We start from the raw sequence: 19,525 nt of genomic DNA, 5'->3' as shown, positions 1-19,525 counted from the left end.
GCTTTCAAAAAAAGAAAATTATGTCATTATTTCCTTTGCAGGCTATCTCTCCTATCGATGGTCGTTACGCATCAAAAACACAATCGCTTAGTGCATATTTTAGTGAAGAAGCCTTAATCAAGTACCGCGTTTTGGTAGAAATTGAATATTTTATTGCATTATGCGAAATTCCATTGCCTCAATTACAGGGTTTTGACACTTCATTATTTGATGCTTTAAGAGAGATTTACACTTCTTTTTCAAGTGATGATGCGTTGGCAATAAAAGACATAGAAAAAGTTACCAATCATGATGTTAAAGCGGTTGAATACTTTATTAAAGAAAAGTTTGACGCTCTTGGACTTCAAAAATATAAGGAATTTATCCACTTTGGATTAACCTCGCAAGATATAAATAACACAGCCATTCCTTTAAGTATTAAAGAAGCTATTGGTAATGTGTATATTCCGCAATACAATGAAGTTATAGTAAAATTAAAATCACTTGTATCTGAGTGGGCCGAAGTTTCGATGCTTGCCCGCACCCATGGGCAACCTGCCTCTCCTACCCGGTTAGGAAAAGAATTTCAGGTATATGTTACTCGTTTGGAGGCACAATTTGATCTGCTTAAAGATATTCCTAGTGCAGCCAAGTTTGGCGGCGCTACAGGAAACTACAATGCACATAAGGTAGCATACCCAACTATCGATTGGAAAGAATTTGGGACACATTTTGTGCAGGAAAAGCTTGGGCTACATCATTCGTTCCCAACTACGCAAATTGAACATTATGATCATATGGCCGCTCTTTTTGACGGTTTAAAACGTATTAATACCATTTTACTAGATCTAGACAGAGATGTATGGACCTATGTATCTATGGACTATTTCAAACAAAAAATCAAAAAAGGAGAAGTAGGTTCTTCGGCAATGCCGCATAAAGTAAATCCTATAGATTTTGAAAATAGTGAAGGTAACCTTGGTATTGCCAATGCTTTATTTGAGCATCTTGCCGCCAAATTACCCATAAGCCGTTTACAAAGAGATCTTACCGATAGTACGGTGCTAAGAAACATCGGTGTGCCGTTTGGACATACACTAATTGCTTTTCAGGCAACATTAAAAGGATTAAACAAACTTTTATTGAATGAAGAAAAGTTTGCAGAAGATCTTGAAAACAATTGGGCCGTAGTTGCTGAAGCGATACAAACCATATTAAGAAGAGAAGGATATCCTAATCCCTATGAAGCGCTAAAAGTACTTACGCGAACCAACACCACTATAAACCAGGAAAGTATTACAACCTTTATAGAAACCTTAGACGTTTCTGAAGTTATCAAATCCGAATTAAAGCAGGTGACTCCTTCTAATTATACTGGGATATAAAAGTTTTTGATACTTTATCCTTTTATTTCATAAGAGAAAAAACACTCGAACTGACGGGCAAAAAAAAGCTTTGATTGAACATCAAAGCTTTTTTTGTTCGATTAATCTATATCTATGGTCTCTCCGATTTTTCTAAAAGCCTCAAAATCAAGTCTCCCTTTTTCAACAGATTGCGCCAATTTTGCCATTTTTTCGGGTCTCATATTATCTCCCAATACTCTTATCAAAGCGAGTCCCTTTTTTTGATCTGTTGCAAAAATAATGACTTCATCGATATCGTCATCGGCTCCTGTATATTTTAATACTGCATTGGTACCGTTGGATCCAAACTTCATTAAAGTCTCGTACTTTTCATTATTTAGGATTTTTGCAATATCTTCACTTTCTTTTTCAAAACGAGATTTATTTTTTTCATTTAAGGGTAACGCGAGAAAGTTTACTTTCTTAACGCTCTCCAGAGCTTCTTTTTCTTCGTTGTTAAGTTCGATACTATCTTTATTCAAAAGACTCGAAGGTATATCTACTGCAACAAAATCGACATCTCCTTGATGATCTACAAAATACTCTTGTAATGACGGACCACTATTGCAACTAGCAAAAAGCAATACCGTCACAAGGCCTAAAATTTTAAATATATTTTTCATTTTTGATTGATTTTGTATCCTATTAATAAAGGATGGGTTGATTGTTTTTGATTGATGTTTTATATAAATATTCTGTCATCTCGAGCGGAGTCGAAAGATGCTAAAGTTTACATTTCGACTCCGCTCAATGTGACGGGTTATTTTATAATATACTAAAACGTACTAGTTTCTTTTCTCTACGTTTTTAAGTTCTTTACCTCCAGGGATATTAAGATCATTGGCCAATTTTGAGACCTGCTTCAAATCTATATTTCCTGTTATTGTAAGTATAACCGTTTCAGGTTTTCCTTCTTTGGATTCGTTACCAACCAGATACATGAATAACTCTCTTACATGATCATCATCTTTACCAGGTTTCACATAAAACTTGATATTCTCACCATCATCGGTTTTAATTCGCATTAACTCATCTAGAGACGAACCTTTTAAATATTGGTTCACATCCCCACTCATTTTTTGAGCAACTTCTTTATTTTCGGTAACAAATACTTTAATATTATTAATGTTTTCTACCAGGTTTAAATATTCTTGTGTCTCGGCGTCTGTACTTTCAAGATCTATTTTGCTTAATAGTTTAAACATTTTGTTTGTTATAACCATAGAGGTTACATCATTCATGTTTTCATATTTATCAAAATAGCTTTGTGCATTAGACACGTATGGTAAAACTGCCATTATCAATACAATTGCTAACTTTTTCATAATTACATAATTTTAAATCTCGCTATACTAGAGCGTTAATTAATTTTTACTTTATAAACTTGTTTTTAGTGTTTTCAAATTCGTGCAAGTACACTAATCCTTGCTTGCCCTCGTTCATATATTGCGAAACCATATTGAGGACCTTCTTGGTTTCCTGTAAAGCTAATTCTGGATCATCAAAAGTATCAACTGGCTCTACAGGGCTGGTTCTCGTAAGAAATATTCCTGCAATCAATGCCACAGATGCTGCTATACCCACCCAAGCGTATCTAAAGGTTTTTCTTGGTGCTATAGTAAGATCCTTTGTAGCTGTTATGTTGCTCTCTTCAGAAAAGTACTGAAATAAATCTTTGTATCTCTCGAGATGTGACGGCACAGTTTCTCTGGTAAAATAAACCTTTAATTTTTTTTCTTCAGAAATGGTCGTTTCGCCTTCGAAATACTTTTCAAGTAACTTTTCAATGTTAGACAACTCCATAATTATGTTTTTTTAATAATTCTTCTCTAATTTTTTTTCTTCCTCTTGATAGTGCAACTCTTACTGCTGTTTCATTAAGCCCAAGCATTTCTGCTATTTCTGCATTATCATATTGTTCTATATCTCTAAGCTGGATGATCATTCGTTGTTGTTCTGGTAAGCTGTTCATAATTTTCCCTACCCAATCCAGACTATCCTTTGCTTCTACTTGTCTTTGTAATGACGGACGCTCATCTTTATAATTACTATGTACGATCTTTAGATTTCCTGTTTCCTTGGCTTTCAACTTATCATAACAGTAATTTTTGGTCATCGTCATTGCAAATGCCTCTACATTTTTATACTCGGCCATTTTGCTTTTATTTTTCCATAACTTTAGCAATACTTCCTGAGTAGCATCTTCTGCCTCTTCATTACTTATAAGCAAACGCTTTGCCAATCTAAACAGCTTGTCCTTAAATCCATTCGTAAGCGTGATAAATGCTCTTTCTTTCATTTTTTGATTGATTGGTTTATAAAACTATCTATAACATGTTTGTTTGTTAGCTTTATACAAGGGAGACGACTATACTTATAATTTGTTACATTCTTTTTTTAGAATTATAATAAAGTAATTACATTTAACGCTTAACTTATAAAAAGATTTTATGAGATTCTTGAAGCTTTTTTTACCATTTATGGTACTTGGAAGCCTTTTTACAGGGTGCTTTGATGATAATGATGATGTGCCACAAGTTGCAAGCACACTGGACATTAATGATTTCATTTGGAAAGGAATGAATGTTTTTTATCTATATAAAGCCGATGTACCTGATCTTGCAAACAATCGTTTTTCATCGGATCAAGAATATACAGATTATTTAAGAGGGTTTACTTCTCCCGAACAGATTTTTGGCGATTTACAATCTAATATTGACGAATTCAGCTTCTTAGTTGATGACTATATCGCTCTAGAACAAGCTTTTGATGGAGTAACGATGAATAATGGCATGGAATACGGTTTGGTTCGCTACCCTAATAATCCTTCGAATGTATTTGGATATGTGCGTTATGTTTTGCCTAATACAGATGCAGAAGCAAAGGGTATTAAAAGAGGATACGTATTTAGTACCGTCGACGGTACACAGATTACCGATCAAAATTTTAGAGAATTACTAGCGGCAGACTCTTATACTATTGGTTTAGCAACCTTTGATGGCACTAACGTTACCCCAACCAACACCGAGGTTTCTCTTACCAAAGTGCAGTATACAGAAAACCCCGTTTTTATGACTAAAACTATAGATGTTGGTGGTAATCCTGTGGGCTACATCGTGTATAATAGTTTTACAGCAGATTTTGACGCACAACTTAATGCGGCATTTGCCCAATTTACCGCTCCAAAGGTTACAGATTTGATTTTAGATTTGAGATACAACGGAGGTGGGTCTGTTACTTCTGCAATTGATCTGGCTAGCATGATCACGGGGCAATTTGACAATGAAGTATTTACTACCGAAGAGTGGAATGCCGATTTACAAGATCAATTTGGAAGTATTAATCGCTTTGATAGCCAAATACGAACAGGGGAAGCTATTAATAGTCTTAATTTATCGAGGGTATACATTCTTACAACTCGTAGTTCTGCTTCTGCCAGTGAATTAGTAATTAACGGGTTGGATCCATATATACAAACTATTAAAGTTGGAGATACTACTCGAGGAAAGTTTCAAGCATCGATAACCGTATATGATTCTGAAAATTATGGCAGACAGGGCGCAGATCCAGGTCATACATATGCTATGCAACCATTAGTACTTAAATCTATTAATTCTGTTGGTTTTACAGATTACTTTGACGGTTTTGCTCCAGATGTCCTTATAGAAGAAGATTTTTCTAACCTTGGAGAACTTGGTAATGAAGAGGAGCCTTTATTAAAAGCCGCAATTGATCATATTTCTGGCACTCGACAAGCTAAAAACTACAATGTAAAGGGGTTAGAAAACATTGGAAATAGTAAAATGTTTTCCCCGAACTATGAGAAAATGTATGTCGAAATAAAAGAATGAAATAGTATCATAAACAATCCCTTGGACTAACTTTTGTTAGTTTTTCAAAAAAAAACGTATTTTAGCGAAAAAATTAACAAATTTTAACAATCCCCATGAAAAAGGAAACAGTAAGGTTAGGAATACTATTATTTTCATTTTTATTTATTATTGCTTGTTCTAGCGAAGATGACACTCCAGAAACAGATTCTGGAACCAATGGCGATGGAACCACAGATCCTATTGAAATAGACAACCCAGATCAAGGCATTGACACCTTTATTTGGAGTGGTATGAATGCTGCATATTTATACAAATCAGACATTTCAAGTCTTGCAAATGATAGATTTAGTGATGATCAAGAATTATTCGAGTATTTAAGTAAGTTTGGTTCTCCAGAAAGTTTATTTGATGCACTTACATCATCTCAAGATAGATTTAGTTTTATCGTAGATGATTATGTTGCACTTGAACAATCTTTTAGCGGAGTATCTAAAAGTAATGGAATGAGCTTTTCTTTATTTGCAGTATCAAGCTCTTCTAATAATGTATTAGGATTTGTACGTTATGTATTACCAAGTACAGATGCAGCAACAAAAGGATTAGAAAGAGGTATGTTTTTTAATTCTGTCGATGGTGTAAAAATGACAAGAAGTAGTGATTTTAATGCAATGTTTAGTCCTGATTCTTATACTATTAATCTTGTAGATTTTGATGGAGTAAATGTTACTGCTACAGGACAAGAAGTTACCTTAACACAGGTAGAATATACAGAGAACCCCATTTTTATTGCAAAAACATTGGATCACAACGGTAAAAAGATAGGGTATCTAATGTATAATAGTTTTGTTGGAGATTTTGACGAACAGCTTAACGATGCATTCGGGAAATTTAAGACAGATGGTATCGAGGACCTTATTTTGGACTTAAGATATAATGGTGGAGGATTAGTGCGTTCTGCAATTGATTTGGCAAGTATGATCACTGGGCAATTTAATGGTGAGATTTTCTTGAAAGAGATTTGGAATGATGAATTACAAGCGCAATTTTCTTCAGGACCAGATGGTGAGGAAGCATTAATCAATAGATTTAGAAATAAAATTTACACAGATGCGCCTATAAACTCATTAAATCTTCCTAGATTATTTGTACTTACTACAAGTAGAACAGCATCGGCAAGTGAACTAATCATAAATGGTTTGGATCCTTATATAGACGTTATTCAAATTGGTGGAACAACCACGGGTAAATTTCAGGCATCTGTTACTCTTTATGATGGCGAAGGTTTTTCAAGAGATAATGCTAGCCCTGATCATACATATGCTATCCAACCTTTAGTATTCAAATCTGCAAACAGAGATAATGTTTCAGATTATGTTGATGGATTAACTCCAGAGGTATCGGTACAAGAGGATCTTCAAAACCTAGGTACTTTAGGAAAGCCAACAGAAACATTCTTAAAGGCAGCTTTAGATTATATTGATGGTCAAACTACAGCTACGGCAAGTTCAAAAAGCAGTAGTGCTGATGTAGATTTAATCAATTGGGAGTCTACGGCTTTACTTCCTAATTATCAAAAAATGTATATTGACAACATCAAGGTTCCTTTACTAAAAAGAACTCTTGAGGAAGCGAAGAAATAGAATAACAAGTATTTTAATAAATAAAAACTCCCAAGCTTCATACACTTGGGAGTTTTTGTATTCTAAAAAAACTTATTCTCTTAATTAAAATAAATCTTAGCAGGAACAATCCCTACTGTCATCGAATTGGTTTCTTGATTGTTTGAGAGATCAAAAACTTTCATAATACCACTACTTGCAAAATCCCCGGCATCTACTGCATATAGCTTATTTTCATTGACCTGCATGCCATAAAAATCAAAATCTCCTGAAATTATAGATGCGGTAGGTAAAGTGGTACTCGTCTCACTCATGCTATAAACCGCTGAGTTAAGATAAAAATAAATTGTTCCGTTACTATATGTCATCAAACTTGGCTGATTTGTTCCTTCAAAATTGATAGTAGTATCCACGACATTGGTAGTTGTATTAATTTTCACCAACGTCCCCGGAGTTTGATCTATGATATTGAAATCGGCATCAAAAGTAGTTCTTCCTTCACATAAAACCCATAAATCCCCTGCTGTATCGAAAGCTAATTCATCTGGCTTATCACCTACTATCAGTTCTTGTGTTTGGTTATTGCTGGTATTTATAACCGTTACAACATTATTAAAACCAAAACCTCCTTTATGGGACACATAGAGGTTCCCATTTCTTTCCAATATTTGTTCAGGTCCTTCAGAAACGGGTATAGTAGTACTCTCTACCGTGTAATCTGTTAGGTTAACAACAGCAATAAAATCGTCGGTAGAAGAAGCCGTATCTCCCCAATTGGTTACATATCCTTTATTATTGAAAAAAGTAATATACCTAGGTGTACTTAATCCAGTTGTAATCGTACTTACTTTTTCGAAAGTATATCTATTCACCACAGTAATCGTATTTGCATTGTCTACAACAATAAAAGCAAGATCTCCATTAAAACCGATAGATTGCTGAAATACACCAAGATCTTCACCGTTGGTTGCATTATATATATCATTCTGAATAGTACTGAAATCATTAGGAATAAAAGAAACGGATCCTGTTACTCCGCCAAAAGTCCCTTCATGCGAAATTAAAATACCGTTATCGAAATCTCCTTTTGGTAGTTCCATCCCATCATCATCACTACTACAGCTTACTAGCAATATACCTAAGGTAAAGATTGATAAAAATAATGTATTGAGTTTCATTGTTTAAAGTTTAAATATTAATTGAATTTGATAATTTCTATTTGGCATCGGTCTAAAACCGACATTTTGATAATTTCTGTTATAGATATTGTTAACACGAAAATCAACCGTAAACTCCTTATTGTCTTTTTTAAAATAGGTAAATCCTAATCCCAAATTGGATACATCATATCCATCTATTTCTCTGGTATTATCTGTAGTAATAAAAACCGCATCATTATAAAGCAATTGATAAAACATAGAAAACCTATTATAACTATAAGAAATAGAAGATGTAAGTTTATGAAAAGGAACATATATCAATTGTTTGCCCAGTTCCTTATCTTCAGAAACTGTGTAAGCGTAGTTGCTTTGCCAGAGTACTTCATGGTTATGCCACTTCTTTTGGTATGTTACGCCTATTTCAGCTCCGTAACTTTCAACCTCATCAATATTTACCGGTGACCAAACGGTTCCAGAAACAGGAATCCATCGAATTAAATCTTGTGCGTTGATGTAATATCCATTAATTGATAAAGCAATACTTTTATAACTTATCTCATGCCCTATTTCTGCCTGAAGGGACGTTTCTGGTTTAAGATCAGGATTACCCAACCCTCCTGGACCAACCCAATAGAGATCATTATATGTTGGTATGCGGTAATTGCGTGAACCATTAAATTTTATAGCATAAAATTTTGAAAACTTATATTTTGCATCTAATGCAAATAATAATGGACTATCATAGTCTCCTGTAATTTCTTGTCGAAGATTCACCCCATAATTAAGTTTTTCACTCAGTTTATGTTTAAATAGTAAAACTCCAGAGAAAATATTCCGGTCTTCAGAATTTCCAAAATTTGTACCTTCCCCCTGAATAAAAGAGTAATCAGCTATGGCATTAAGTTGTATATCGTCATTAAGGTGGTACAAGAATTCATATTTGGTGTACAGGTTATTCGATTTACCGAAATCATATTCCTCACTATCCTTATCATCAAAGAAACGATACATTTCATGTAAATGAGCAACGCTTAACTTTGAGATATAAGAATCATTAAAATGTTTCCAGGTAATTAAACTTCTAGAATTAATATCCTCATAAGCATCATTTGATGGAGAAATTGCGGTTCCCGAAAGGATTCCCGAAAAATTTCGGTCACTCAAAAATGTATTATGATATGCTTTTAATACGTTGTTATCCGACAAAAACACTCCAAAACTAGCATTAAGATTTAAGTTTTTAAAACCTCCGTTCTGATTCCTAAATTCAGTTCCCAGGTACTTGTAATCATTATCAGAATTTATGGCATCAATCCCCACATCGGCATATATCTTTTTTGTTCCGTATTTGGATTTATAATTTACTTTGGTAGTATTGAAACTTCCGTAAGAAGTTCTAAGTGTATTTGTAAAATGATTCGAAAACCTGAATTCGTTATTTAAGTGTATGCTCCCTCCTATGGCTCCACTTCCGTATTGTACGCTTCCTCCTCCGCTGCGTACATCGATATTATCATAATTATTTACACTTACCGTATTAAAATCGGTTTGACCGTTAAGCTGGGAGTTAATATTGATCCCATTCCAGATAACTGCTGTTTGTGAAGCACTTGTACCTCTAAATGAGGCAGAAGAAATCCCTCCTATTCCGTTTTCTCTGAAAAAGATAGTAGAGTTATACCTCAAAAGAGAGGTTAGAGAAATGTCATTACGCTTGATCACAGAATCTGAAAGAGTTTGCACCTTATAACCCTCAGAAAACTTCTTGAGTTTAATATCACTAACAATGACTTCTTCTAATTGTGTTATAGAGTCATTCTGAGCGAAAACGGATACTGCCGAAAAAGCAATAAAAAGTAATATGTAATGCGTTTTTTTCTTCATAATCCATTAATCTTTTACCCGAAGATTATTGATTTATTAAAGAATTAAGGCAGGTCTCCTGGCTTGCGTCTTGTTATATACCTTCCCGCATCTTTCGAAGCAGTGGTTTTTGAAGAATTTATAACAAGCACCCGATAAATTAATAATGTTTTTATCATTAATAGACGGACAAAGCTTACAGTTGCGGGAACAGCTCAGGAATATTTATTTACAATTTTAGATTTTAGATTCACGATTCAGAAAGTAACAAATCGTATTTCGTAACTCGTTATTCGTAATTTATTTCACCTGATTCCCTTTTAATCTTCAACACCATACAATGTGTTTCAGAACCAAAATTCAGCGCGAATGTATTATAATTTAATGAATTTGATATTACTTTAACGAATAAATAATGTATTAAGTTACCTTTGCCATCGTTAAAAACACATTTTTCTGATGTTATATTACATTACCGGGGGCGAACGATCAGGCAAAAGTAGCTACGCACAAAATTTGGCATTAGAGTTATCTGATGCTCCCTTTTACCTTGCAACATCACGCATTTGGGATGATGACCATCGTAAACGAGTGGATCGTCATATCGCAGATCGTGATCAACGATGGACTTCTATTGAAGAAGAAAAACAACTCTCCAAAGTTATTAAAGACCATAGTGTTGTAGTTATAGATTGTGTTACCCTTTGGCTTACCAATTATTTTGTGGATACCAAAAACAATGTCGATGAATCATTGGCTCTGGCAAAAGAAGAATTTAATAGACTTCTTCAGAAAAAGGCAACTATCATAATCATTTCAAATGAGATTGGGATGGGTGTTCATGCAAGTACAAAGGTTGGTCGTAAATTTACAGAATTGCAAGGCTGGATGAATCAACATATTGCAAAACACGCAGATAAAGCCATATTCATGGTATCTGGTATTGCAATAGAAATTAAAAGTTAAAAAAGAGAAACATGAAATTTGATATAGAATCTCTTTCAAATAGAAAAGTTAAAGATATACTTCAGTATAAAATCAACACAAAGACCAAACCTTTAGGAGCACTTGGAACCCTCGAAGAAATTGCTATGCAAATAGGTGCAATTCAAAATTCTGAAAGCCCTAAACTTAAAAACCCAACGATATTGGTCTTCGCAGGAGATCACGGAATTGCCAAAAAGGGTGAAGTGAATCCCTATCCTCAAGAAGTTACGGCACAAATGATTTACAACTTCATACAAGGAGGCGCAGCAATAAACGTATTTTGTCAACAAAATAATATCGATTTAAAAGTTATCGATGCGGGAGTGAATCATAAGTTTGACGCAATCCCAGGGTTGATAAATGCAAAAATAGCTTTTGGAACAAAAAATTATCAGGATCAACCGGCAATGACAGCACAAGAATGTGATGCCGCTATTCATAAAGGAGCAGAAATAGTTGCCAAAACTTATAATAATGGTTGTAACATAATTGGTTTCGGTGAAATGGGAATTGGAAATACTTCATCGGCATCTTTATTAATGTCTCATTATACGGGAATCGAAATTTCTGAATGTGTGGGAGCCGGAACAGGATTAAATTCTGAAGCTATTAAGCAAAAGCAGAAAGTGCTAACCGAAGTTTACAAAAAATACAAATCGGCCAAACAAGTTAATACACTTGCCTATTTTGGTGGTTTTGAAATTGCAATGATCACAGGCGCAATTCTAAAAGCTGCAGAATTAAAGATGACTATTATAATTGATGGATTTATAGTTACATCAGCATTATTGGCCGCCCATGAAAAATATCCCGAGGTACTCGAATATTGTATTTTTGCACATACTTCTGGCGAACAGGGGCATAAAAAAATGCTCGATTTCTTTAAAAAGGAACCTCTTATAAACTTGGGAATGCGCTTAGGAGAAGGAACAGGGGTTGCAGTGGCCTATCCAATTATTGTTTCTGCAGTTAACTTTTTGAATAATATGGCTAGTTTTGAAAGTGCTGGTGTATCTAATACTACAACATGAGAAAAGAAATTCATATCTTCTTTACCGCGCTTATGTTTTTTACCCGAATTCCTTGTCCAAAATGGGTAAATCATGATCCTGGCTATTTGAGATTAAGTTCCAAGTACTTTCCGCTAGTTGGTATCATTGTGGGATCGATTGGTGCACTTGTTTTTTATGGTGCTTCTTTTCTTTTTTCGATTGAAATTTCAATACTCCTATCTATGATAGTCACAATATATACAACTGGTGCTTTTCATGAAGACGGTTTTGCCGATGTTTGCGATGGTTTTGGAGGAGGGTGGACCAAAGAAAAGATTCTTTTAATCATGAAAGACTCAAGATTGGGCACGTATGGCACTATTGGTCTGGTGTCAATTCTGGCGGTAAAATTTATTGCATTGAGAGAGGTAGAGACGTATGTTATCCCTTTTGTTATCATTTCGGGACATAGTCTTAGTCGATTTATAGCTACTACATTAATTTTTACGCACCCGTATGTAAGAGATACCGAAGATAGTAAAGCAAAACCTGCGGCAAAAAGCATGAACTTTGCAATGCTTGTTATAAGTGCGTTTTTTGGAATCATTCCATTGTTGTTGTTTAAGAACCCATGGATATTCCTTACCTTAATTCCCATGTACCTCTCAAAAATATACCTAGGTCATAAATTCAGGAAATGGATTGGCGGACAAACTGGTGATTGTGCTGGGGCAGTACAACAACTAAGTGAAGTGGTGTTTTATCTTACAATTATTGCTCTATGGAAATATATTTGGTAAGACATACTACCCCGAATATTGAAAAAGGCATTTGCTATGGGCAAAGTGATCTGGGTGTTACAAGTACTTTCCCTTCAGAAGTAAAAGAAATACATCAGCAAATCCCGTTGCAAGAAGTATCCAAAGTATATTCTAGCCCTCTGCAACGATGTAAGTTATTGGCAAAGACATTTTCAGAAAAAATCACTTTTGATGACCGTCTTAAAGAGTTAAACTTTGGTGATTGGGAATTACGCCCATGGGATGAGATTCATAGTAAAGTATTAGATCCCTGGATGAATGATTTTGTAAATGTTCAGGTTCCAAATGGTGAATCTTATATCATGTTACAAAAACGAGCTTTAGAATTCTTTTTTTCTTTAGATCATGCGTCAAATGAGAAAAATATAATCGTTTCTCATGCCGGTATAATACGATCAATCGTTTCACATATTCAAAATATTGATCTTAAAAATTCGTTTACCATTAAACTCGAATATGGCCACGTAATAACTATAAAAACGACAAAAGATCAATTTACAATAACAACGGGATTAAACTTATCCTGAATTACTATTTTTACACAAACAAATGTGATTATGTATAGGAGTTTTATTATAGCATCTATTCTTTTTTTATTCTATTCCTGTAAAAAAGAAAACAAACAATCTGAGCAACTTACGGTAATGTATTTGGCCCCACAGAATATTGAGTATGCAAAGGGACTTACTATTGAAAATCGTGGCACCTACAAAGAGATTAAAGTTACTACGCCATGGCCAGATGCAAATGAAGAGCTAATCTATATTCTACATCCCAAAGGAACAGAAAAACCATTTAAATCAAATAAAGTTACGTTTATAGAAGTTCCTATCGAGCGCGTTGTGGTCACTTCGACTACCGATATTCCTATGTTGGAATACCTGAACCTTGAACAAAAACTGGTTGGATTTCCGTATACTGATTATATCTCTTCAGAGAAAACCCGGACATTAATTGACAACGGCTCTATAAAAGAACTAGGAAAAGAATATAATCTTAATACCGAAATAGTACTTGAACTTGATCCCGAATTGGTTGTTGGATTTTCTGCTAGCGGAGACACAAAATCATATGACTTGATTCAAAAAACTGGAATCCCTGTTGTAATTAACGGATCCTGGATGGAGGAGCATCCGTTGGGGAGAGCCGAGTGGATAAAGTTTATAGCTGCTTTTTTCGGTAAAGAGAGTTTGGCCGAAGAAGTTTTTCAGAATATTAAAAAGGATTATAATGAAGCTATAACACTTACCCAAAGTGTAAAAGATACCCCAACTGTATTATCGGGTAATATGTTTAAAGATGTATGGCACGTACCAGGTGGTAACAGTTATGTAGCCAAATTTTTGAAAGATGCCAATACAAAATACCTTTGGGAAGAAACCAAAAAAACTGGAAGTATCGCTTTAAGTTTTGAAAGTGTTTTGGAAAAAGCTCAAAAGGCAGATTTATGGATTGGTTCTGGGAATTCGCGATCATTATCAGAGCTTAAAGAGAAAAATCATCAATATGCCTTATTTGAAGCATTTAAAAATAAAGCCGTATATTCTTCAACGTTAAAAATGGGTACCAAGGGCGGATTAATCTATTATGAGCTAGGGCCAATGCGTCCCGACCTCGTTCTAAAAGATATTATCCAAATAGCACACCCTAACCTTTTAACCGATTACGAACCTTATTTTTTTGAAAAGCTTAATTAATTGACCCCAAATAAATCATACAAAAAGGTATTTATAGGTATAACTGTCCTTTTGATTATTTGCTTTATTGCAAATATAAGTCTGGGTTCGGTTTACATTCCTTGGTTAGATACCATAAGTAGTTTGGTTGGTGGCGCAGTAGAAAAGGATTCCTGGAGACATATCATTGTGAATTACAGGTTGCCAAAAGCGATAACCGCCATAATTGTTGGTAGTGGATTAGGTATCTCGGGATTATTAATGCAAACCTTATTTAGAAATCCTTTGGCGGGGCCTTTTGTTTTAGGGATCAGTTCTGGAGCTAGCCTGGGAGTTGCGTTGCTTATACTTGGTAGTACTTTTGCCGGGGTTGCGTTTTCAGGTTTTCTAATTTCAAAATGGGGATTAGTGATTGCGGCAAGCCTTGGTAGTATAATTGTTTTGTTTGCTGTTATGCTGGTATCCATAAGAGTACGGGATACGATGGCAATTCTAATTATTGGATTAATGTTTGGCAGTATTACTGCAGCTATAGTAAGCGTACTTTCTTACTTTGCTCCCGCAGACCAGTTACAACAATATATCTTTTGGGGGTTTGGAAGCCTGGGTAACCTTTCCTGGAATGATGTTTTAATCTTTTTTGGTGTTTGTATTTTGGGTGTACTCCTATCAGTAGCTTCTATCAAATCTCTCAATACACTACTTTTGGGAGAAAACTATGCTCGTAGCCTTGGACTTAATATCAAAACAAGTCGTTTTTTAATTATAATGGCAACTGGATTATTGGCAGGAAGCATAACTGCCTTCGCAGGACCAATCGCTTTTATTGGTTTAGCTGTTCCCCACCTAACAAGACAATTGTTTCATACATCAGATCATAAAACCTTAATACCAGCCGTAGTTTTAATTGGTAGTATTATCATGTTGGTATGCGACAGTATTGCGCAACTTCCCTCAAGTGCTTATATACTACCCATAAATGCCATAACCTCATTAATTGGTGCCCCAATGGTTATATGGTTATTAGTACGCAAACGTAAAATGCTATTCTAAGCATCCGCTTCATTAAGTTTTTATTAAGTAAAACCTGTTAAAAAAGAGGTATATTTAAAGGAAAACCTATACCTATGAATGCAACAGATTATCTAGAAGGAATAATAAAACAATTCAAATATTATAAATCTTTGGGAGAAAAAACCATAGCGCAACTTCCAGAAGAAAAGTTATTTTGGCAATATAATGATGACAGTAATAGCATCGCAATCATTATAAAGCACCTATGGGGTAACATGAAATCCAGGTGGACAGATTTTTTAACATCAGACGGAGAAAAAGAATGGAGAGAACGCGATGCAGAATTTGAAGATGACATTACCACAAAGCAAGAACTATTGTCAAAATGGAATGATGGCTGGCAATGTCTTTTCAAAGCTTTAGAAAGTATAAATGAAAGTAATTTTATGCAGCCTATATATATCAGAAACATTGAACATAGTATTGTTGAAGCAATCAATAGACAATTAGCTCATTATTCTTATCATATTGGACAAATTGTGTTTTTAGGGAAAATGATTGCTGGTTCAAATTGGAAAAGCTTATCAATTCCTAAAGGTCAATCAATAGCATACAACAAAGAACGCTTTTCTTCCCCTAAACATAAGGCACACTATACCGATAAACTAATCGATGACACTCCCGATTCTTAAACTCGAATCTGAAATCTTTGATCCTGTTTTTATTTACGATAGTCAATAACTCCTGTTGGTTTGTTAATAACTATGGTTTTTTGAATACCGAAATCCTTATAGATTACAATTATATTTGCGTAAAACTGAATATAACTAGTCACACACACATATGAAATTTATAGTATCAAGTTCATATTTATTAAAACAACTACAAGTATTAGGTGGTGTAATAAGCAACAGCAATACACTGCCTATTTTAGATAATTTTTTATTCGAATTAGATAACAACGCTCTAACCGTTTCTGCTTCAGATCTTGAAACCACAATGTCTGCAAAATTAGAAGTAGAATCTTCTGATCAGGGAACTATTGCGGTACCTGCAAAATTATTATTAGAAACGCTTAAAACTTTTCCTGAGCAACCTTTAACTTTTGTTGCTGCAGATAACAATACGGTAGAGATTAGCTCCAATCACGGTAAATATGCATTGGCTTATGCTGATGGAGAGGAATTTCCAAAAGCCGTAGAGTTAGAAGACCCGAGTGCTACCACCTTATTGGGAGATATATTGGCTACAGCCGTAAGCAAAACAATTTTTGCTACTGGTAACGATGATTTGCGACCAGTAATGAGCGGAGTGTTCTTTCAGTTCTCTACTGAAGGGTTAACTTTTGTAGCTACCGATGCTCATAAATTAGTAAAATATACCAGAGAAGACATTCAAGCTTCACAATCGGCAGAGTTCATTATGCCAAAAAAACCTCTTAATCTTCTTAAAGGTATTCTTGCAGGAAGTGATAGTGAAGTATTGATCGAGTATAATGATTCTAACGCCAAATTCACTTTTGACGAAACGCAATTGATCTGTAGATTAATCGATGGAAAATATCCAAATTATGAAGCTGTGATCCCTAAAGAGAATCCTAATAAATTGACTATTGCACGTACACAGTTTTTAAATTCGGTACGTAGGGTTTCTATTTTCTCTAATAAAACTACACATCAAATACGCTTAAAGATAGCAGGTGCCGAATTAAATATCTCTGCAGAAGATATCGACTATTCTAATAAAGCTGAAGAACGGCTTACTTGTGATTATCAAGGAGATGATATGCAAATCGGATTTAACTCTCGTTTCCTAAGCGAAATGCTAAATAACCTTAACGCAGACGATGTACAACTAGAAATGTCATTACCAAACAGAGCAGGAATTCTTACCCCGGTTGATGGGTTAGATGAAGGTGAACATGTTACTATGCTTGTAATGCCGGTGATGTTAAATAATTAATCCTAAAACATATATTCCAAAAAATCCAATCGTCTTGGGGCGATTGGATTTTTTTGTTTCTATTTTAAAGGGTATTAAACGGTTTCCTTATAACTAATTCAAAACTCTAATTAAATACTTCCCTTTTACTCTTCAAAATATCTTAGATAATCACTTTCTGCAGCTATATACCCAAAAGAGTTCCATGATTTTCTTTCAAGGATCTCGTTCATTATTCTCTTTGCTTCTTTTTTCTTTTCATTATAAAAATACCAATTCGCTAATCCATACCTAACAGCATCATTTTGAGCTGCACCTTCTACATTTTGTAAAGAATCTATGGGTAGTAAACCTTTATAAAACTTACACAGGTTATAATAGCTCGTATTTTCAATGATGTTCATGGTATCAGTAATAGGTTCTAAAACTTTTTTTGCTTCCTGTTCTTTCTCCATCCGTCTTAAAATCATATACAACCAATGCGTACTGGATACCATATTATCATCATTTGATTTAAGATTTCTACAGTTTAGATAAGCATTGTAAGCTTTTTCCATTTCTCCTTTCAAATAATAGGCAAGCCCAAGATGATACCAAATATTTCCGTGAAGTGTACTAATTGGAATATTCTGGGCATTTGGCATACCATCGGGTTCAATTTTATCTTCTCTATTTTTTATTAGAGTTGTAGCATATTCTAGATCGGTTATTGCTTTATCAAATTCTCGTATCGAGATATAACGATGTCCCCTATGCCTATATAATCTGGCGTCATTTGGCTTTTTTTTAATTCCATCGGTATAAATTTGTATGGCTTCTACATATTTTCCCAGATATGCGGTTCTTCTTCCGTACCAAATAATATGTTCTATATTATCTGGGTCTGATTCAAAATCTTGTCGCGCTTCTTCATATTGATTTATCGCCTTTTGAGAAGCTTGTACTATCACTATTTTCTTACCCAATGGTGTAGTAAATGTTTTGGACTCACTTTTTTTTTCTAAGGTCTTTTGATTTTTGCAGGAGACACAGGTAACTGCAAAACATACAAAGACGATTATAAGTAATTTAGAATACATAACTCAATAAAATAAAAACTAGAAAACATGTTAAGGGTATTGAAAATGAAAAAAATCTTTGATCTTTTATATACATTTACAATATACCTTGCTTTAAAGGTATAGAAAAGAATAATACAATTGTGAACTAATATATGGGTAAACCCATAAACCTAATTTTAATCCGAAAATAAAAATGATCTCTATTCGGGCTACCGATGGCTATATGCTTTCGGGAACGTTATACACTTCATCTGGCAACAACAATAAGCACAAAGTGCTCATTCTTAATTCTGCAACTGCTGTAGATAAAAAATTATACCATCATTATGCATTGTTTATGTCCAAAAATGGGTATCAGGTCATTACCTATGATTACCGCGGTATCGCGGCATCCCGTCCAAAAAAACTTAGAGGCTTTGAAGCTTCATTTACAGATTGGGGCAAAAAAGACTTTTCGGGTGTGATCGATTTTGCAAAAAGTAAATTCCCAAATTTTAAAATCCTAACTCTGGGACATAGCATTGGAGGTACAATTATAGGAATGACAGAGAGAAATAAAGATATATGTGGGATTATTAATATTGGCGCACAAACCGCATATTATAAAGATTGGTCAAAAAAGGAAAAAAACAAAATATATTTTCTTTGGCACATTTTTTTTCCTCTCATTACTAAATTATATGGTTACTTTCCTGGTAAAAAGCTGGGGATGCTAGAAGACATACCAAAGGGGGTTATAGACCAATGGCATCAACGTCGAAAACTAACCGATATGAAAACTCAAATGGAGTCCAGGGGAATAGCATTTTACTATGACCGTTACGACGCCAAGTTATTGACTTTGGGTATAGAAGATGATCCTATTGGTACAGAAAAAGCAATTAGAAGAATACATGATTTGTTTTCAACATCAAACAAAGAAATACAAATCGTTAAACTCGCTACAGTTCAAGCTAAAAAAATTGGCCATTTCGGTTTTTTTAGCCGAAAATTTAAAGATCCCTTATGGCAACAAACACTAACTTGGTTTGACAATATCTAATACCATTAAATTCTTGCCTATTTAATTCTCTGGCCGATTAAAAACTATAAAAAATTGAATAACTATGACAAATAGCATATTTTTTCGTGTTTTGAATATATAGTTTTAGGCCATAGTGCATAATATGGCTT

General features: G+C 34.4%; 19 protein-coding genes and 1 riboswitch. Of the genes, 12 read left to right on the top strand and 7 right to left on the bottom strand.

Translation table 11 applies throughout. The features are described 5' to 3' along the window. The first annotated feature begins 20 nt into the window (after positions 1-20). Positions 21-1,364, top strand: coding sequence for an adenylosuccinate lyase (purB, locus tag U6A24_RS10505; RefSeq protein WP_324179925.1), 1,344 nt, complete (start codon positions 21-23; stop codon positions 1,362-1,364). A 101-nt stretch (positions 1,365-1,465) separates the two neighbouring features. Here the strand turns inward: purB and U6A24_RS10500 are convergent, their stop codons facing one another. The 4 genes from U6A24_RS10500 to U6A24_RS10485 form a co-directional block, all read right to left on the bottom strand. Then, positions 1,466-2,008 carry a DUF4252 domain-containing protein gene (locus U6A24_RS10500; RefSeq protein WP_324179924.1) on the bottom strand — a complete coding sequence of 181 codons (543 nt, stop codon included), beginning with the start codon at positions 2,006-2,008 and terminating at the stop codon, positions 1,466-1,468. 162 nt (positions 2,009-2,170) lie between these two features. After that, positions 2,171-2,710 (bottom strand): DUF4252 domain-containing protein, encoded by a 540-nt coding sequence (locus tag U6A24_RS10495; RefSeq protein ID WP_324179923.1) that lies wholly within the window; start codon positions 2,708-2,710, stop codon positions 2,171-2,173. 46 nt (positions 2,711-2,756) lie between these two features. Beyond that, positions 2,757-3,188: a hypothetical protein gene (locus tag U6A24_RS10490; RefSeq protein WP_324179922.1), complete on the bottom strand. Its 432-nt coding sequence runs from the start codon at positions 3,186-3,188 to the stop codon at positions 2,757-2,759. Beyond that, complete coding sequence (locus U6A24_RS10485) at positions 3,175-3,684, bottom strand: RNA polymerase sigma factor (protein WP_324179921.1); 510 nt, start codon at positions 3,682-3,684, stop codon at positions 3,175-3,177. The genes U6A24_RS10490 and U6A24_RS10485 overlap by 14 nt, the downstream gene beginning before the upstream one ends. Before the next feature lie 151 nt (positions 3,685-3,835). Here U6A24_RS10485 and U6A24_RS10480 point away from each other — a divergent pair, with 151 nt between their 5' ends. Together U6A24_RS10480 and U6A24_RS10475 are read left to right on the top strand one after the other, a co-directional pair. Continuing rightward, positions 3,836-5,236, top strand: a complete 1,401-nt coding sequence (locus U6A24_RS10480) for a S41 family peptidase (protein WP_324179920.1) — start codon at positions 3,836-3,838, stop codon at positions 5,234-5,236. Between the two features lie 95 nt (positions 5,237-5,331). Beyond that, complete coding sequence (locus U6A24_RS10475; RefSeq protein ID WP_324179919.1) at positions 5,332-6,858, top strand: S41 family peptidase; 1,527 nt, start codon at positions 5,332-5,334, stop codon at positions 6,856-6,858. Positions 6,859-6,938: 80 nt separating this feature from the next. Here U6A24_RS10475 and U6A24_RS10470 read toward each other — a convergent pair whose 3' ends face one another. Further along, positions 6,939-8,015: a YncE family protein gene (locus U6A24_RS10470; RefSeq protein ID WP_324179918.1), complete on the bottom strand. Its 1,077-nt coding sequence runs from the start codon at positions 8,013-8,015 to the stop codon at positions 6,939-6,941. A gap of 3 nt (positions 8,016-8,018) precedes the next feature. Continuing rightward, a complete protein-coding gene (locus U6A24_RS10465) occupies positions 8,019-9,881 on the bottom strand; it encodes a TonB-dependent receptor plug domain-containing protein (protein ID WP_324179917.1) in 1,863 nt (620 codons plus the stop codon). A 31-nt stretch (positions 9,882-9,912) separates the two neighbouring features. Beyond that, a riboswitch (cobalamin riboswitch) is annotated at positions 9,913-10,233 on the bottom strand. 86 nt (positions 10,234-10,319) lie between these two features. Here U6A24_RS10465 and U6A24_RS10460 point away from each other — a divergent pair. From U6A24_RS10460 to dnaN, 8 genes are all read left to right on the top strand, one after another. Beyond that, positions 10,320-10,826, top strand: a complete 507-nt coding sequence (locus U6A24_RS10460) for a bifunctional adenosylcobinamide kinase/adenosylcobinamide-phosphate guanylyltransferase (protein WP_324179916.1) — start codon at positions 10,320-10,322, stop codon at positions 10,824-10,826. Between the two features lie 11 nt (positions 10,827-10,837). Further along, positions 10,838-11,878 (top strand): nicotinate-nucleotide--dimethylbenzimidazole phosphoribosyltransferase, encoded by a 1,041-nt coding sequence (cobT, locus tag U6A24_RS10455; protein ID WP_324179915.1) that lies wholly within the window; start codon positions 10,838-10,840, stop codon positions 11,876-11,878. Next, positions 11,875-12,639, top strand: coding sequence for an adenosylcobinamide-GDP ribazoletransferase (locus tag U6A24_RS10450; protein ID WP_324179914.1), 765 nt, complete (start codon positions 11,875-11,877; stop codon positions 12,637-12,639). The genes cobT and U6A24_RS10450 overlap by 4 nt, the downstream gene beginning before the upstream one ends. After that, the gene (gene cobC, locus U6A24_RS10445) at positions 12,621-13,187 is read left to right on the top strand and encodes an alpha-ribazole phosphatase (protein ID WP_324179913.1); all 567 of its coding nucleotides are present in this window, start codon (positions 12,621-12,623) and stop codon (positions 13,185-13,187) included. The genes U6A24_RS10450 and cobC overlap by 19 nt, the downstream gene beginning before the upstream one ends. Before the next feature lie 30 nt (positions 13,188-13,217). Continuing rightward, a complete protein-coding gene (locus U6A24_RS10440; protein ID WP_324179912.1) occupies positions 13,218-14,357 on the top strand; it encodes an ABC transporter substrate-binding protein in 1,140 nt (379 codons plus the stop codon). After that, the gene (locus U6A24_RS10435; RefSeq protein WP_324179911.1) at positions 14,358-15,389 is read left to right on the top strand and encodes a FecCD family ABC transporter permease; all 1,032 of its coding nucleotides are present in this window, start codon (positions 14,358-14,360) and stop codon (positions 15,387-15,389) included. A 74-nt stretch (positions 15,390-15,463) separates the two neighbouring features. Then, positions 15,464-16,042, top strand: a complete 579-nt coding sequence (locus U6A24_RS10430; RefSeq protein WP_324179910.1) for a DUF1572 domain-containing protein — start codon at positions 15,464-15,466, stop codon at positions 16,040-16,042. A gap of 151 nt (positions 16,043-16,193) precedes the next feature. Continuing rightward, positions 16,194-17,312 (top strand): DNA polymerase III subunit beta, encoded by a 1,119-nt coding sequence (gene dnaN, locus U6A24_RS10425; RefSeq protein WP_324179909.1) that lies wholly within the window; start codon positions 16,194-16,196, stop codon positions 17,310-17,312. A 125-nt stretch (positions 17,313-17,437) separates the two neighbouring features. Here the strand turns inward: dnaN and U6A24_RS10420 are convergent, their stop codons facing one another. Beyond that, positions 17,438-18,370, bottom strand: a complete 933-nt coding sequence (locus U6A24_RS10420) for a tetratricopeptide repeat protein (protein WP_324179908.1) — start codon at positions 18,368-18,370, stop codon at positions 17,438-17,440. Positions 18,371-18,545: 175 nt separating this feature from the next. Between U6A24_RS10420 and U6A24_RS10415 the strand changes: the two genes are divergently transcribed. Further along, positions 18,546-19,394, top strand: a complete 849-nt coding sequence (locus tag U6A24_RS10415) for an alpha/beta hydrolase family protein (protein ID WP_324179907.1) — start codon at positions 18,546-18,548, stop codon at positions 19,392-19,394. Positions 19,395-19,525 lie beyond the last annotated feature (131 nt).

This window comes from Aquimarina gracilis (assembly GCF_035285365.1).
Taxonomy (GTDB): Bacteria; Bacteroidota; Bacteroidia; order Flavobacteriales; family Flavobacteriaceae; genus Aquimarina; species Aquimarina gracilis.
Note: the sequence above shows the minus strand (reverse complement) of the source record. Positions and strands in the feature narration are given on the sequence as shown.

What these genes read in the sequence shown, in the direction of transcription:
- purB (WP_324179925.1), top strand. Translation starts at nt 21, where the DNA reads ATGTCATTATTTCCTTTGCAGGCTATCTCTCCTATCGATGGTCGTTAC.
- U6A24_RS10500 (WP_324179924.1), bottom strand. Translation starts at nt 2,008, where the DNA reads ATGAAAAATATATTTAAAATTTTAGGCCTTGTGACGGTATTGCTTTTT.
- U6A24_RS10495 (WP_324179923.1), bottom strand. Translation starts at nt 2,710, where the DNA reads ATGAAAAAGTTAGCAATTGTATTGATAATGGCAGTTTTACCATACGTG.
- U6A24_RS10490 (WP_324179922.1), bottom strand. Translation starts at nt 3,188, where the DNA reads ATGGAGTTGTCTAACATTGAAAAGTTACTTGAAAAGTATTTCGAAGGC.
- U6A24_RS10485 (WP_324179921.1), bottom strand. Translation starts at nt 3,684, where the DNA reads ATGAAAGAAAGAGCATTTATCACGCTTACGAATGGATTTAAGGACAAG.
- U6A24_RS10480 (WP_324179920.1), top strand. Translation starts at nt 3,836, where the DNA reads ATGAGATTCTTGAAGCTTTTTTTACCATTTATGGTACTTGGAAGCCTT.
- U6A24_RS10475 (WP_324179919.1), top strand. Translation starts at nt 5,332, where the DNA reads ATGAAAAAGGAAACAGTAAGGTTAGGAATACTATTATTTTCATTTTTA.
- U6A24_RS10470 (WP_324179918.1), bottom strand. Translation starts at nt 8,015, where the DNA reads ATGAAACTCAATACATTATTTTTATCAATCTTTACCTTAGGTATATTG.
- U6A24_RS10465 (WP_324179917.1), bottom strand. Translation starts at nt 9,881, where the DNA reads ATGAAGAAAAAAACGCATTACATATTACTTTTTATTGCTTTTTCGGCA.
- U6A24_RS10460 (WP_324179916.1), top strand. Translation starts at nt 10,320, where the DNA reads ATGTTATATTACATTACCGGGGGCGAACGATCAGGCAAAAGTAGCTAC.
- cobT (WP_324179915.1), top strand. Translation starts at nt 10,838, where the DNA reads ATGAAATTTGATATAGAATCTCTTTCAAATAGAAAAGTTAAAGATATA.
- U6A24_RS10450 (WP_324179914.1), top strand. Translation starts at nt 11,875, where the DNA reads ATGAGAAAAGAAATTCATATCTTCTTTACCGCGCTTATGTTTTTTACC.
- cobC (WP_324179913.1), top strand. Translation starts at nt 12,621, where the DNA reads ATGGAAATATATTTGGTAAGACATACTACCCCGAATATTGAAAAAGGC.
- U6A24_RS10440 (WP_324179912.1), top strand. Translation starts at nt 13,218, where the DNA reads ATGTATAGGAGTTTTATTATAGCATCTATTCTTTTTTTATTCTATTCC.
- U6A24_RS10430 (WP_324179910.1), top strand. Translation starts at nt 15,464, where the DNA reads ATGAATGCAACAGATTATCTAGAAGGAATAATAAAACAATTCAAATAT.
- dnaN (WP_324179909.1), top strand. Translation starts at nt 16,194, where the DNA reads ATGAAATTTATAGTATCAAGTTCATATTTATTAAAACAACTACAAGTA.
- U6A24_RS10420 (WP_324179908.1), bottom strand. Translation starts at nt 18,370, where the DNA reads ATGTATTCTAAATTACTTATAATCGTCTTTGTATGTTTTGCAGTTACC.
- U6A24_RS10415 (WP_324179907.1), top strand. Translation starts at nt 18,546, where the DNA reads ATGATCTCTATTCGGGCTACCGATGGCTATATGCTTTCGGGAACGTTA.